The sequence below is a fragment of the Acidovorax sp. Root267 genome, from assembly GCF_001429215.1.
Taxonomy (GTDB): Bacteria; Pseudomonadota; Gammaproteobacteria; order Burkholderiales; family Burkholderiaceae_C; genus Acidovorax; species Acidovorax radicis.
In genome coordinates, this window is sequence record NZ_LMJC01000030.1 from 19893 (window position 1) to 34190 (window position 14298).

Genomic DNA, 14298 nt, shown 5'->3' on the forward strand with positions numbered 1-14298 from the left:
ATGGAATTCCAACAAATCTTCACCATCGCGGGCAAAGAGTTCCGCGACCGCATGCGCAACCGCTGGGTGCTGGCCGTGGCGCTCGTGTTCACCGTGTTCTCGCTGGCCATCGCCTACTTTGGCGGCGCACAGCAGGGCACGGTGGGTTTTCGCTCCATCGAGTTCACCATCGCCAGCCTGGTCAGCCTGGTGATCTACCTCATCCCGCTGATCGCGCTGCTGCTGGGCTTTGACGCCATCGTGGGCGAGCGCGAGCGCGGCTCGCTCGATCTGCTGCTGTCATTGCCCATCACGCGGCTGGAGCTGCTGCTGGGCAAGTACCTGGGGCTGGCGGCGGCGCTCACGCTCTCGACGCTGGCGGGGTTTGGCCTGGTGGCGGTGTTGCTGGTCCGGCAGTTCAGCGGGGCTGCGCTGTTCCACTACGGCGGCTTCATGCTCAGCTCGGTGCTGCTGGGGCTGGCGTTCCTGAGCATGGCGGTGCTGCTCTCGGTGCTCACGCACGAGCGCACACGCGCCTCGGGCCTGGCGATTGCCGCCTGGTTCTTTTTTGTGCTGGTGTTTGACCTGCTGCTGCTGGGCGCCCTGGTGGCCACGGGCGGCAGTGTGGGCGGCGAGGCCATGGCCTACCTGCTACTGCTCAACCCGGCCGACGTTTTCCGCATCCTCAACGTGTTCTCGCTCGACGACGTGCGTACCCTGTACGGCCTGACCAGCATCGTACCCCCTGCCCTGGCCAAGCCATGGCTGATGGGCGCGGTGATGGCGGGCTGGATCGTGGTGCCCCTGGGCCTGGCGAGCTGGAGATTCAAGCCATGACGAAAAAATCCCACAACCAATACCAATGCGCGTGCGCCACACGGCGCCAACTGCTGGGCTGGGCGGCCCTCACATCGCTGGGCACGCTCACCGGCCTCACGGGCCTGACCGGCTGCAGCCAGGCGGACAACAGCGCGCAGTCCCTGAAACCCGTGGAGATCGACCGCACCACCAGCTGCGAACTCGACGGCATGCTGCTGGCCGACTACCCCGGCCCCAAGGCGCAGGTGCGTTTCGCGGGGCAGGACAAGCCCTCGTTCTTTTGCGACACGGTGGAGCTGTTCAGCACCCTGCTGGCCGGCGAGCAGGTGCGCGCCGTGCAGGCCGTGTATGTGCAGGACATGGGCAAAGCCGACTGGAATACACCACAGGGCCACTGGATCGAAGGCAAGACTGCCCTCTACGTGGTGGGCGGCAAGCGCCACGGCTCCATGGGCCCCACCATCGGCAGCTTTGCGCAAGAGGCCGACGCGAAGAAGTTCGCCGCCGAATACGGCGGCAAGGTGCTGCGCTTTGCCGAGATCACGCCCGCCATGGTGGACCTGAGCGGCGGGGCACTGCACGACACGCGGATGTAAGCAACCCATGCCCGCGCTGATGCCCCGCCCACACACCACCACCCGGCGCACCGCGCTCGCAGCCCTGCTGCTGGGCCCGGCAGGCCTGGTGGCATGGCAATGGCCCCAGCACACCCCGCCCCGCCCCTCCGGCAACGCGGCCCTGGAGGGGATTGGCGACGATGTGTGTGTGGTGGCGCCACCCACGCCCTACGACCCTGCACTGGGCCAGCCCCTGGCCGCTGCGCGCGAGGTGCCCGCCGACGCGCGCTGCCCGGTGTGTGGCATGTACCCGGCACGCGCACGGGCGTGGGCGGCGCAGGTCATTTTTGCGGACGGGGACGCCTACTTTTTCGACTCGCCGCTCAGCCTCATGCTGTACCTGGGCAACGTGGGCCACTACACGCGGGGCCGCACGGCCGAAGCCATCGTGGCCCGGTATGTGACCGATACCGGTACGGGTGTTTGGCTGAACGCGCAGGAGGCGGTGTATGTGACAGGGTCTTCGGCCATGGGGCCGATGCGGGCGGGCAACCTGCCCGCCTTTGCCGATGCGGAGGCTGCGCAGCGGTTTGCGCAGCAGCGTGGGGGGCGGTCCGTGCCCTTCGGCGCCATCGACGCACCCCTGCTGCGCGGGCTGGCCCCGAACCTCCGGGCCGACCACCGTCAGCATTCAGGCTGAGGGTGATTCAATTGCTACCAAAAATATAGCTATCAGCGCTTATCCATCAAGCGCTACAGGCCTGAAAAGGCCTGATTTTGACTATTGCACCGAGGTTTCTGGCTGGGCGGCCTTGAACAGTGCGGCCACCTTGCGCTTGGGTTTGATGTTGGCGGAGATGCTGCTGCGTTGTGCAGACTTGGCAGACTCCCAGGCAGGCGCTGCATCTGCAGCGGCGCTGGCCTCATACGGTTTCTCAAAGAAGGGATCGCGCGAGGCAACGGCCGGGCGGAAGCCACGGTGCTGTTCACGCGGCTCGCGGGATTCGCGGCCACCACGGTGTTCGCGTTCACGTTCGCGGCGCGGGGCCGCCGAGATGGCATCGCGTCCATCGCCCGTCTCGCCGGCTTCGCGCCAGGCGCGGCGGCCGTCGTTGATGCGGCCACGGGGCTGGTCTTCTTCGTATTCGATGGCTTCGAGTTCGATCTTCTTCTTGATCAGCTTCTCGATGTCGGCCACCAGGCGGGCATCGCTGCCCGACACCAGCGTGACCGCCAGGCCCGACGCGCCCGCACGGCCCGTGCGGCCGATGCGGTGCACATAGTCTTCGGCGTTGAACGGCACGTCGAAGTTGAACACGGCCGGAACGTCCTTGATGTCGAGGCCACGCGCGGCCACATCGGTACACACCAGCAGATCGACCTCGCCGCTCTTGAAGGCCTCGAGCGCCTTCAGGCGCTCGTCCTGGCTCTTGTCGCCATGCAGCGCGGTGGTCTTGAGGCCCTCACGCTCCAGGCTGCGCGCCAGGCGTGCACAACCGAGCTTGCTGTTCACGAAGATGAACGCCTGCTTCAAACCCCGGGTCTTGAGCACCTGGTGGATGGCACGGCGCTTGTCGTCATCGTTGGCGCTGTAGAAGCGCTGCTCCACCGTGGAGGCCGTTTCGTTCGGGCGGGCCACCTCGATGGTGATGGGGTTTTGCAGGTAGCTGCTGGCCAGGCGCTTGATCTCGGGCGAAAACGTGGCACTGAACAAGAGCGTGGTGCGCTGCTTGGGCAGGTAGCTCAGGATGCGCTGCAGATCGGGCAGAAAACCGATGTCCAGCATGCGGTCGGCCTCGTCGAGCACCACGTACTCGACCTGGTTGAGCACCGCGTTCTTGGCTTCGATGTGGTCCAGCAACCGGCCTGGGGTGGCCACCAGCACTTCGACGCCTTTTTTCAGCTCGATGGTCTGGGGCTTCATGTCCATGCCGCCAAACACCACGGTGCTGCGCAGCTTGGTGTACTTGGCGTACAGCGCGATCTGCTGGGCGACCTGGTCGGCCAGCTCCCGCGTGGGCAACAGCACCAGGGCACGCACGGGGTGGCGGGCCGGGGATGTGGAGCTGCTTTCGTGCTTGAGCAGGCGTTGCAGCAGAGGCAGCGAGAAAGCCGCCGTCTTGCCGGTGCCCGTCTGGGCTGCGCCCATCACGTCTTGCCCTGTGAGCACCACCGGAATGGCCTGCTCCTGGATGGGCGTCATGGACTCGTAGCCCATTTCGGCTACGGCGCGCGCGAGCGGTTCAGCCAGCGATAGATTGGAAAAGGAACTTGTCATTTAGCCCTCTATTGTCGCACCGGTGGCCCAAAAAGCGATTTTTTGCAGTTTGGGCGTGGTACATGGCGCGTCTTTTTGACCAACACACTTCCACCAGAAACTATTATTTTTATAGCTATCAGCGCTTACCCATCAAGCGCCAGGTGCAATTTTTATGCAAAACTTACTCCAGCACAGCCCGCAATTGGCGTGTGGTCACGGCCAGGCGCCTCGCCCCGATCTGGGCGAGGTTATTCATCACCGTGAGCGCCGCCTCGGGGTATTGCCGGGCCCAGGCATCAAAGTGCGCCCGCGACAGGCGGACCAAGTGCGCAGACCCCCGTTCAGAACCCGCACAGGCGCTGCGCGCAGCGCCGTTGAGGAACGCCATCTCGCCAAACGCCATGCCCGGCCCGACCGTGGCCAGGCGCAGCCCCTTGTCGGGCGGCCACTGGGTCACCAGCGTGACGTGGCCCGACTTCACCACCAGCAGGTCGTGGTCGGTGTCACCCGCCCGGAACACCACCCCGTGGGGTGGCACGGCCAGGGGTTCCAGCACGGCCATCAGGGCCTCGGCCGCCGCCCGGGGCACGCCCTCGCCAATCTCACCGAGCAGGTCCCTTTCTGGCCGGGCGGGGCGTTGCTCAATGGGGCGCTGCGAGAGGATGCCGGCCTCGGCCCACTCCAAGGCACGGTCCAGGTCGGCAAAGGCGCGCACGTGGTCGCCCGCATGCTCGGCGGCCATCGGGTCAAGCGCCGCCACGGCAGCAGCAATGCCCTGCTGGCCCAGGTCGCGCACCAGCGCTCGCAACTGCGCCAATGCCGTGCTGTCCCAGGCGGGCACGCGGCCCGCATCCAGAATCACCCAGCGGTGGCGCGGCTGCAGCAGCAAACGCACCTGCTCGGCCAGATGGGCCGCCACGCCGAACGACATCACGCCCTGCAGCTCAAACACCGCCACCTGGTTCATGCGCGGCACCAGCCAGGTGTCCGACCCCGCCCGGCGCAGCCGGCGTGAGCGCAGTTCGCCATCCAGCCGCACATGGCGCAGCACCTTGGCGGCGGAGTCGTGCAGCAACACAAAGGTGGCCACCACCAGACCCGCCACCAGAGCCCCCACGCCGCCCATCACGGCAAACACCAGCGCCACCAGCCAGCTCTGCGCCCAGGTCACCCGCGAGCGTTGCGCGTAGCGCAGCGACCACATGAGGCCCGGTACCTGCATGAGCCCTGCCAGCACCAGCCCACCCGCCAGGCAGGCCATGGGCACCCAGTGCAGCCACCAGGCGCCCGTGACCGCCACGCCGAGCATGATGCCGGCATGCCAGCGCGGTGCATCGCGAGACGGGCCCGCCTGCGCCAGCACGATGCGCGAGCGCGATGCACTGGTCGATGCGGGAATCATCCCCGCCAGCCCGCACAACACGCCCAGCAGGCTCTCGCGGCGCAAGGTCAGGTTGGCGTTGCTGCGCAGGCCATGGTCCAGCTCCAGTTCCTGGTTGAAAACCAGAATCTCAAGGCTGTTGACCAGCGCCATCAACAGCGCCAGCACCACCAGGTCCGACCCGTGCTGCTGCGCCAGTGCCATCCAGGGAACGCCCGTCCAGTCCGGCCACAGCGGGCCGGCAAACTGGCTGGGCTGCACGGCGGCAGCGAACACATCCCCCAGCCCACCACCCCACAGCCCCGCCACCGCCACGGCCAGCGCCACCAGGACCACGGCCGACAGCAGCCCCGGCATCCGGGGCCAGCGCCAGCGCAGCCCCCAGGCCAGCCCCACCACGGCCGCCGCCGCCAGCAGGTGCCAGCCGGTACGGGCGTCCCACAGGGCGTCGGCCCCCGCACCGAAGCCGTTGCGCACCTGCCCCACCACCATCGACAACCCCACCCCGGCCGCGAAGCCATGCGTGACCGAAACGGGCAGGAACCGCGCCACCGAGGCCAGCCGCAGCACACCCAGCAGCCACTGGAAAACAAACGCCAGGGCCACCGTGGCCCCGCTCACGGCCAGCACCTGGCGCGCACTCAGGCCCAGCGCAGGGGCCGCACCATGGGCGGTGGCCAGCACGGCCGCAAACAGCAGCGCCACCACGGTCGTGGGGGCGTAGACGACACCCGCACGCGGCACCACCAGCGTCAGCAACAGGCCCGGCAAGGCCGCCGACCACAACGCCAACGCGGCAAGGGAATGCTCGCCCGCCAGGGGCGCAAAGGCCAGCAGGCCCAGGCCCACCGCGTGGGGCACCGTGACCGCCGCAGCCGACCACGCGGCGGCCATGCCCGGCGACCGGAGAGGCTGCAGGGACTCAGCAGGGGACATCTCAGTTCTCCATAGCGCCGTAGGTCACCCACACCCCACAAAACCGGCGTGGCCCATGCCCGGGCAGCCGCGCAAGGGCCGCCCCGCCGCGCTGGCTGCGTCCCCCTGCCCGCAACGCGCAGCGTTGCGAGAGCGGGGGGAAGCCGCGAAGCGGCTCAGGGGGGTGTTTCAAAGACTCCGCGCTGCGAAGGTATCGCAGGCTTTGACGCTGCCGTTCTGCAGGCCGTTGTTGAACCAGCGCTGCCGCTGTGCGCTGGTGCCGTGGGTAAAACTTTCGGGCACCACGGCCCCGCCGCTGGACCGCTGCAGGGCGTCGTCGCCGATCTTGGCCGCTGCGTTCATGGCCTCTTCCACATCACCCTGCTCCAGGATCTTGCGCGCGTTCTGCGCATGGTGCGCCCACACCCCGGCAAAGCAATCCGCCTGCAGCTCCAGCCGCACCGAGAGCGCGTTGTATTCCGCCTTGCCCACACGGCCGCGCATCTGGTCCACCTTGCCGCTGATGCCCAGCTGGTTTTGCACATGGTGACCCACCTCATGGGCAATCACATAGGCCTGGGCAAAGTCGCCCGGCGCCCCCAGGCGGTTCTTGAGGGTTTCATAAAAGCCCAGGTCGATGTAGACCTTCTGGTCCGCCGGGCAGTAGAACGGGCCCATCGCCGCCTGCCCGGTGCCACAGGCCGTGGGCGTGGCGCCACGAAACAACACCAGGCGCGGCTCCTGGTAGGTGCCACCGCCCTGGCGGAACACGGCCTGCCACACATCTTCGGTATCGGCCAGCACGGTCGAGACAAAGCGGGCCATGGTGTCGTCGGCCGGCGGGCGCTGGGCCGGCCCTTGCGACTGCACCTGTGCGGGCGGCCCCCCACCGCTGAGCAGCCCCAGGATCGTGAGCGGATTGATGCCCAGCACCCATCCACCCACCAGGGCGATGACGATGGTGCCGATGCCAATGTTGCGCCCCCCGAAAACAGGCGAACCGCCGCCACCACTGCGCCGGTCTTCCACATTGTCCGATTCCCGATTGCCTTCCCATTTCATACTGTGTCTCCAGCGCCCTCGCAGTGTGGAGGGCATGGCCGCCATGTTACGCGGCACGGGAACCTGGTGGGCCGTTTACGATGGCCCGCCTGCCCGTGCCCGCAGGCGGATTTGGATTTGCACAATGGACCCCAACCTCGGCCGCCCCATGCTCCACGATGCCTCCCACTACACCCCCACCGGCGACAAGGTGATCCTGCTCACGGGCTTCGACCCCTTTGGCGGCGACGCCCTGAACCCCAGCTGGCTGGTCGCCGAGGCGCTGGACGGACAACGCATCGCTGGCCACCGCGTGGTGGCGGCGCAACTGCCGACCGTCTTTGGCGAATCGCTGCATCAACTGCGGGCATTGGCCATTGCCCACCGGCCCGCGCTGACCGTCTGCCTGGGCCAGGCTGGTGGGCGCAGTGCGCTGTCGCTGGAGAGGGTGGGCATCAATATCAATGACGCCCGCATTCCCGACAATGTAGGTGCCCAGCCCATCGACACGCCGGTGGTGCCCGGCGGGCCTGCCGCCTACTTTGCGAGCCTGCCCCTCAAAGCCATGCTACGTGCCGTGCAGCAAGCTGGTGTGCCCTGCGAGGTATCGCAAACAGCGGGCACCTTTGTCTGCAACCATGTGCTGTACGGGCTGATGCAGATGTTGCAGGCGCAAGGTGTGGGCCCGGCGGGCGCCCGTGGCGGGTTTGTGCACGTGCCCTGGCTGCCCGGGCAAGGCACGCCCCATCTGGCGCTGCGGGACATGGTGCGCGGCATCCACGCCGCCCTGTGGGCCGCTGTGCTCCACCAGAGCGACATAGCCCTCGGTGCAGGTGCTACGCACTGAATACACCGCCCGGTACCCGGGGCTTGCCCGCTCCCCACGCCCCGCCACCGCTGTGTAAAGTCGGCGAATGCCTATCACCCCTTCTTCACAGGCCCCGGGTGCGCTGAACGCTGCAGCCACTGCGGCGTGTCTGCCGTGGGATGCGCTGGCCGACGAGATCGCAACTTTGCTGCAGGACAACACGGTCTCGGTGCCTGCCCGCACAGTGCTGTCGCTGCCCCAGGGGGGCAACCTGTTTGTCATGCCCGCCAACGACAGCCGTGTGGCCATGGCCAAGCTCATCACGCTGACCCCTGCCAACACGGGCACCGGCCGCCCCGCAATCCAGGGCGATGTCGTGGTGTTTGACGTTGCCACGGGCGAACGCCGCCTGGTACTTGACGGCCCCACCATCACCGCACGGCGCACGGCGGCTGTGTCGCTGCTGGCCGCGCGGCATCTTGCGCGGGATCGGCAGGGCCCGCTGCTCATCGTGGGTGCCGGCGTGCAGGGCCTGGCCCACCTGGAGGCCTTTGTTCTGGGCCTGGGGGTGCGCGACGTGTGGGTGGCCTCGCGCAGCGCAGCCGGCGCCGAGGCCCTGGTCCGGCGGGCCCACGCGCTGGGCGTTCAGGCACGCACGGTGGCAGATGCCGACGCCGCCCTGCCACATTGCCCGCTGATCGCTGTGTGCACCCCGGCGCACAGCGTGGTGCTGAGCGCCCCGCCACGGCCGGACGCCTTTGTGGCAGCGGTGGGGGCCTTCACCCCGGCCATGGCGGAACTGGCGCCCGCCTTCTGCCGCCATGTGGCAGCGCACGGGCATATCGTGGTGGACAGTGAAGATGCGCGCCACGAGGCGGGCGATCTGCTGCAGGCGGGTCTCGACGTGGGCACGCTGCCCACGCTGCGGGATGTTCTGCAGGGCGAGCGTGCCCCGCCCGCTGGGCCGGTGCTGTTCAAAAGCTGCGGCTGGGCAGGCTGGGACCTGGCTGCCGCCCGCCTGGCGATGCGCCTGGGCACGGGCGCGGCGCCGCCCGGGCAACCCACCCCACCCCCACAGGCCACACCATGAGACCGCTCCGGTTCTCGGACCACAGCCTGCGCTCGCAGATCGCGCTGGTGTTCGGCACGTTGGTGGTTGGCCTTGCGGTGCTGCTGTCGCTTGCCTTTGGCGAACTGCTCAAGCTGCGCATCGAACGCGATGCCGGGTCCGCCCTGCAGGTGATTGCCGAAAACGCGGGCAAGCTGCTGGCCAACGGCCTGCTGGAGCGCAGCCGCGAGGCCGAGGTTCTGGCCGCCGCCGAGGCCGTCTGGACCAAAGGGCTCGACAGCCCCGAAGCCCACCACATGCTGGCGCGCAGCCAGGCCACCCAGCCCCACAGCGTGTGGATCGGCGTGGCCGATGCCCAGGGCATAGTGCGCACTGCCACGGGCGGCCTGCTGGTGGGCCAGAGCGTTGCAGAGCGCCCTTGGTTCAGGGAAGGCCTGCAAAAACTGCATGTGGGGGATATCCACCCGGCCAAGCTGCTGGAGCAGCTACTGGCCCCGCCACCTTCGGGCGAGCCCTACCGTTTCGTCGACTTTGCAGCGCCCATCCGCCTGGGCCCGACCACCATTGGCGTGGTGGGTATCCATGGCAGCTGGGAATGGACCCGGGAGGTCATGGAGAGCCTGACCCCACCGCGCACCGACGACCAGGCCGTGGAACTGTTCGTCTTTGACCACAAGGATGCGCTGATCTACGCCCCCGATGGCAAGACCCGGGCCCTGCAGGAAGCCGGGCAGCGCCTGCCGGTCGAGCTGGGCAGACCGCCGACTGCCGACCGTACCGCGAGCCCGGCCACCGTGGCGCGGTGGATGGACGGTCGCAGCTACCTCACGGCCACCGTCGCGCTGCAGGCACGCAACAGCGCCAGCGACCTCGGGTGGCGCATTGTTGCCCGCGAGCCCGTGGAACTCGCTTTCGCCGAGGCCCACCGCACCGTGCGCACCGCGCTGGTCATCGGACTGACTGCAGCACTCCTGGCCTCGGCGCTGGCGTGGCTGGCGGCACGCCGCCTGAGCGAAGACCTGTACGCACTGGCAGATGCCGCCAGCGCCGTGGAAGCCGACAAGCCCGGCACCCGCATTCCCCAGGCGCACAGCAGCCGCGAAGTGCGCAAACTGTCCAGGGCACTGGGCCGCATGACACACCGGCTTCTGGCATCCCACGAAGCCATGGAGGAAAAAGTGCGCCTGCGCACGCTGGAACTGGAGGCCGCCAACCGCGCGTTGGACCTGCAGGCCCGCACCGATGCACTGACCGGCCTGCTCAACCGCCGTGGTTTCGAAACGCAGATGGCGTTTGCCCTGGCGCTGGCACGGCGCAGCAGCAGGCCTTTGAGCCTGATCACGGTCGATGTGGACCACTTCAAGCGCGTGAACGACACCTATGGCCACGAAGCCGGGGACGAGGTGCTGCGCCGGCTGGCCCGCACGCTGGAGATGCGGCTGCGGAACTCGGACGTGATCGCACGGCTGGGGGGAGAAGAATTTGTGGCCCTGTTGCCCGACACCGACCTCGTGGGCGCCCAGGCCATCGCTCAGGCGCTGGTCGAAGCCATGGCCGAACAGCTCGACCCCGTGGTGGGACGCATCACCGTGAGCGCTGGTGTGGCCAGCATGCGCGGCCTGCAAGACAGCAGCATGGACATCCTGCGCCGGGGCGATGCGGCGCTCTACGAGGCCAAGGGCCAGGGCCGCAACAGGGTCTGCGTGGAGGCGTGACCGCAGTCCGTGAACGGCGGTCAGCGCACACCAGGGCCAGCGGCGTGCAGGAGCCGCGCCAAGAACCGGCTCTAAACCTCGCTGATCTCGGCCACCACGGCACAGCCCTGAGGCGCCGCAGCGTCAAAATAGGCCTGCAGTCGCAAAGCCAGCGCATTCAGGCTGTGGTCCTGCACGGCCCGCGCCACGGCCAGCTGTTCGAGCGCGTAGGGCCGGTGTCCCAGCATCATGGCGGTGTTCACGCAGTGGCCCGTGGCGGCCATCTTGAGGATGAAGGCGTTGAGCAGCTCACAGGGCCAATAGTGGGCGTGGGACACGGCGGCGGGGTGCAATGCGCCGTGGGCCGAAGCCAGGTCGCCTGTGGCCTCCCCAGGGGCATGTAGAGGAAGCGCAGCACCCCGGGCCTTGGCGGGTGCAGTCATCGCAGCAAAGGTCAGCATGGTGGACTCCGGGGCCACCGGAACCCCCGGTGGCATGACACCATGCTAAGAACCTTACCTGCGCTTGCATTTCAGCCAACGGGCTGAGGCGCTGTAGGACGCAGCCGGGCCGGTGCTCACGCCTTGGGCAAGGTGACGCCCACCTGGCCCTGGTATTTGCCACCCCGGTCGCGGTAGCTGACCTCGCACACGTCGTCCTTGTCGCTCTCGAAAAACAGCACCTGGGCACAACCCTCGCCCGCGTAGATGCGGGCCGGCAGCGGCGTGGTGTTGGAGAACTCCAGCGTCACATAGCCTTCCCATTCGGGCTCGAACGGGGTGACGTTGACGATGATGCCGCAGCGGGCATAGGTACTCTTGCCCAGGCAGATGGTGAGCACATTGCGCGGAATGCGGAAGTACTCCATCGTGCGGGCCAGCGCAAAGCTGTTGGGCGGGATGATGCAGCTGTCGCCCTCGAAATCCACAAAGCTCTTTTCATCGAAATTCTTCGGGTCCACCACCGTGCTATGGATGTTGGTGAACACCTTGAATTCGGGCGCGCAGCGAATGTCGTAGCCGTAGCTGCTGGTGCCATAGCTGATGATCTTCTTGCCCTCGGCCTCGCGCACCTGGCCGGGCTCGAAGGGCTCGATCATTCCGTGCTCGGCCGCCATGCGGCGGATCCATTTGTCGCTCTTGATGCTCATAGCAGAACTCCCTGCGCTGTGGCCCAGGCGGTTGGCAAACCACCGGGCGCTATTAAATACGTAGCTGGTAGCGCTTGATGATCAAGCGCTGGAGCCGTATTTTGCTTGAGAAATCACGGTTTGCTCCACCACACGGTCATCCCCCAGCACGATCAGCGCAAACAAAAGCTCATCAAGGCTGCGCGCCTGGCCAGTCTTGCGCGCCAGCAGGGGCGTCGCCTGCGGGTTCAGCACCACAAAATCGGCCTCGCAGCCGGGCTGCAGATTGCCCACCACCCCGGCCAGGCCCAGTGCCTTGGCCGCCCCTGCGGTGTGTTGCCACCACAGCTGCTGGGGCGACAGGCTCAGGCCCTGCTTGCTCTGCCCTTCGCGCCCCACGTAGTACGCCGCCAGCATGGTGTGGAACGGGCTGAAGCTGGTGCCGCCGCCCACATCACTCGCCAGCCCGTAGCCAAAGCCCACGCGGTCAGCACCCGCGTAGTCAAAAAAGCCGCTGCCCAGGAACAGGTTGCTGGTGGGGCTGACGGCGGCCACCGCGCCGGTGTCGCGCATCAGGGCGCGGTCGTCATCATCGAAGTGGATGCAATGCGCGTACACCGCCCGGTTGCGCATCAGGCCAAAGTCGTCATACACACCCAGATAGCTGCGCGAGGCGGGAAACAGCTCGCGAGCCCATCGGATCTCGTCGAGGTTCTCTGCCACGTGAGACTGAACCCACACATCGGGGTAGCGCGCCGCCAGCTCGCCCGCTCCGCGCAGCTGCGCAGGCGTGCTGGTGGGCGCAAAACGCGGCGTGATCGCATAGCCCAGGCGGTCCACGCCATGCCAGCGCTGGATCAGCGCTTCGGTATCGATGAGGCTTTGTTCGGTGTCGTCGCGCACACCGTCGGGTGAGTGGCGGTCCTGCAGCACCTTGCCGGTGATCAGGCGCATCTGCTGGCGCTGAGCCTCGCCAAACAGCGCATCCACCGACGTGGGGTGCGAGGTGGCAAACGCCAGCGCCGTCGTCACGCCATTGCGCAGCAGCTCAGCCAGGAAGAACGTGGCCACCTGCTCGCTGTAGCCGGATTCGACAAACCGCGACTCATGGGGAAAGGTGTAGTTCTCCAGCCAGGGCAAGAGGCCGTCGGCGGGCGAACCGATCACATCGGTCTGGGGAAAGTGGATGTGCATGTCCACAAACCCCGGCGCCAGAATGCGGCCGGGAAGCTGCGTGACGGGTTGGCCGGCATACTGCGAGCCCAGTGCCTGCCACGAACCTGCCGCCAGCACCCGCTGGCGGCCCTGGGCATCCGGGCCTATGGCCAGCAAACCATCTTCGTCATACAGGGCGCGGCCATCGTCGGCAAAGCGCAAAAGGGCGGAACGGTATACAGGCATGGGCGCTAGCTTAGCGGGGGCCACGGGCTACAGGCATACGCCCGGGCAGATAAATACTATGGCAGCGCCACGGCAGTCCAGCACCCGGAGGCAACGCCAAGCCAGCCCTCAACGCGCCAGCTTGCCCACCACCCCCTCCACCAGCCAGTTCATCTGCAGGATCTGCGCATCGGCCAGCGCCTGGCCGGCGGCAATCACCTCGTGCCCTTCGTTGTCCCGCACCGCGGCCTTGCCCGCGCGGAACGGCTGCAGCTTGCCCGCGCCAATTGCCTTCTGCGCCGCCAGCACCTCCCGCTGCACGGCCACGGGCACCTTGCTGCCAAAGTCACCCACGCGCACCATACCCTCCCGCACGCCACCCCAGAGGTTGGCGCTCTTCCAGGTGCCGTTTTGCACCGCGCGCACACGTTCGGTGTAGTAGCCGCCCCACTGGTGCGTCACGGCCACGATCTGGGCATCCGGCCCGGTGCGGCGCATGTCCGAGTGGTAGGCCACGGCCATTTTGCCCCGCTCCTGTGCGGCCCCCATCACGGCCGTAGAGCCGGTGTGGAACGCGATCACGTCCACATCCTGGTTGAAAAGCGCCATGGCCGCATCGCGCTCCTTGGGTGGGTCGAACCACACGTTGAGCCACACCACTTTGACGGTGGCCTGCGGGTTGACCGAGCGCATGCCCAGCGTGAATGCGTTGATGCCCTGCAGCACTTCAGGGATGGGAAAGCCCGCCACGAAACCAGCCACGCCGGTCTTGCTCATGCGCCCTGCGGCAATACCGGCCAGATAGCGGCCCTCGTAATACCGCGCGTTGGCCGTGGCCACGTTGGGCGCGGTCTTGTAGCCCGTGATGGACTCGAATTTCACATTCGGATAATCCTGCGCCACCTTGAGCGTGGGCTCCATGTAGCCAAAGCTGGGCGTGAAGATGATCTGGTGGCCGGTGGCAGCCAGGTCGCGGATCACGCGCTCGGCATCGGCGCCCTCGGCCACGTTCTCGACAAAGGTGGTTTTGACGTCTTTGCCCAGGGCCGCCTCCACGGCCTTGCGGCCATCGTCGTGCTGCTTCGTCCAGCCCGCCTCGGTGATGGGAGAAACATAGACGAAACCGGCCTTGACGGGCCCGGTGCCGGGCGCTGCGGCCGTTGGCTGGGAGAAAGCGGTGGGGATGGAAACGGCGCCAAACAGCGCACTCACACAGACCGCACGCAGTGCGGTGGCGAGGTTTTTATACATGGTAGTCCTCTACAT

At 67.4% G+C, this 14298-nt stretch carries 13 protein-coding genes; 6 read left to right on the forward strand and 7 right to left on the reverse strand.

Annotated features, from left to right (window positions below; all coding sequences use genetic code 11):
• Genes ASE39_RS18770 through ASE39_RS18780 form a run of 3 tightly spaced genes read left to right on the forward strand, consistent with a single transcriptional unit; the run spans position 1 to position 2055 of the window.
• A complete protein-coding gene (locus tag ASE39_RS18770) occupies positions 1 to 816 on the forward strand; it encodes an ABC transporter permease subunit (protein ID WP_057228618.1) in 816 nt (271 codons plus the stop codon).
• Positions 813 to 1394 (forward strand): nitrous oxide reductase accessory protein NosL, encoded by a 582-nt coding sequence (locus ASE39_RS18775; RefSeq protein ID WP_057272150.1) that lies wholly within the window; start codon positions 813 to 815, stop codon positions 1392 to 1394. The genes ASE39_RS18770 and ASE39_RS18775 overlap by 4 nt, the downstream gene beginning before the upstream one ends.
• Before the next feature lie 19 nt (positions 1395 to 1413).
• Positions 1414 to 2055 carry a nitrous oxide reductase accessory protein NosL gene (locus ASE39_RS18780; protein WP_242421495.1) on the forward strand — a complete coding sequence of 214 codons (642 nt, stop codon included), beginning with the start codon at positions 1414 to 1416 and terminating at the stop codon, positions 2053 to 2055.
• 81 nt (positions 2056 to 2136) lie between these two features.
• Here ASE39_RS18780 and ASE39_RS18785 read toward each other — a convergent pair whose 3' ends face one another.
• The 3 genes from ASE39_RS18785 to ASE39_RS18795 form a co-directional block, all read right to left on the reverse strand.
• The gene (locus ASE39_RS18785) at positions 2137 to 3633 is read right to left on the reverse strand and encodes a DEAD/DEAH box helicase (RefSeq protein ID WP_057272151.1); all 1497 of its coding nucleotides are present in this window, start codon (positions 3631 to 3633) and stop codon (positions 2137 to 2139) included.
• 163 nt (positions 3634 to 3796) lie between these two features.
• Entirely contained in the window at positions 3797 to 5932 is a 2136-nt protein-coding gene (locus ASE39_RS18790; RefSeq protein WP_057228622.1) for a SulP family inorganic anion transporter, read from the reverse strand.
• Between the two features lie 168 nt (positions 5933 to 6100).
• Complete coding sequence (locus ASE39_RS18795) at positions 6101 to 6973, reverse strand: neutral zinc metallopeptidase (protein ID WP_010461628.1); 873 nt, start codon at positions 6971 to 6973, stop codon at positions 6101 to 6103.
• Between the two features lie 148 nt (positions 6974 to 7121).
• Between ASE39_RS18795 and pcp the strand changes: the two genes are divergently transcribed.
• The 3 genes from pcp to ASE39_RS18810 all read left to right on the forward strand — a co-directional run bounded on the left by pcp (position 7122) and on the right by ASE39_RS18810 (position 10544).
• Positions 7122 to 7799 carry a pyroglutamyl-peptidase I gene (gene pcp / locus ASE39_RS18800; protein ID WP_057272318.1) on the forward strand — a complete coding sequence of 226 codons (678 nt, stop codon included), beginning with the start codon at positions 7122 to 7124 and terminating at the stop codon, positions 7797 to 7799.
• Between the two features lie 67 nt (positions 7800 to 7866).
• Positions 7867 to 8850: a delta(1)-pyrroline-2-carboxylate reductase family protein gene (locus ASE39_RS18805; protein WP_199864306.1), complete on the forward strand. Its 984-nt coding sequence runs from the start codon at positions 7867 to 7869 to the stop codon at positions 8848 to 8850.
• Positions 8847 to 10544 (forward strand): diguanylate cyclase, encoded by a 1698-nt coding sequence (locus ASE39_RS18810; RefSeq protein ID WP_057272152.1) that lies wholly within the window; start codon positions 8847 to 8849, stop codon positions 10542 to 10544. Before ASE39_RS18805 ends, ASE39_RS18810 begins: the two co-directional genes overlap by 4 nt.
• A 71-nt stretch (positions 10545 to 10615) precedes the next feature.
• On the opposite strand, the gene ASE39_RS26925 is transcribed toward ASE39_RS18810, so the two are convergent.
• From ASE39_RS26925 to ASE39_RS18830, 4 genes are all read right to left on the reverse strand, one after another.
• Positions 10616 to 10984 (reverse strand): hypothetical protein, encoded by a 369-nt coding sequence (locus ASE39_RS26925; protein WP_057272320.1) that lies wholly within the window; start codon positions 10982 to 10984, stop codon positions 10616 to 10618.
• 116 nt (positions 10985 to 11100) lie between these two features.
• Positions 11101 to 11673: a dCTP deaminase gene (dcd, locus tag ASE39_RS18820; RefSeq protein ID WP_010461637.1), complete on the reverse strand. Its 573-nt coding sequence runs from the start codon at positions 11671 to 11673 to the stop codon at positions 11101 to 11103.
• An 81-nt stretch (positions 11674 to 11754) separates the two neighbouring features.
• Complete coding sequence (gene guaD, locus ASE39_RS18825) at positions 11755 to 13053, reverse strand: guanine deaminase (protein ID WP_057272153.1); 1299 nt, start codon at positions 13051 to 13053, stop codon at positions 11755 to 11757.
• Between the two features lie 108 nt (positions 13054 to 13161).
• Positions 13162 to 14283 (reverse strand): BMP family ABC transporter substrate-binding protein, encoded by a 1122-nt coding sequence (locus ASE39_RS18830; RefSeq protein ID WP_057272154.1) that lies wholly within the window; start codon positions 14281 to 14283, stop codon positions 13162 to 13164.
• Positions 14284 to 14298: the final 15 nt, after the last annotated feature.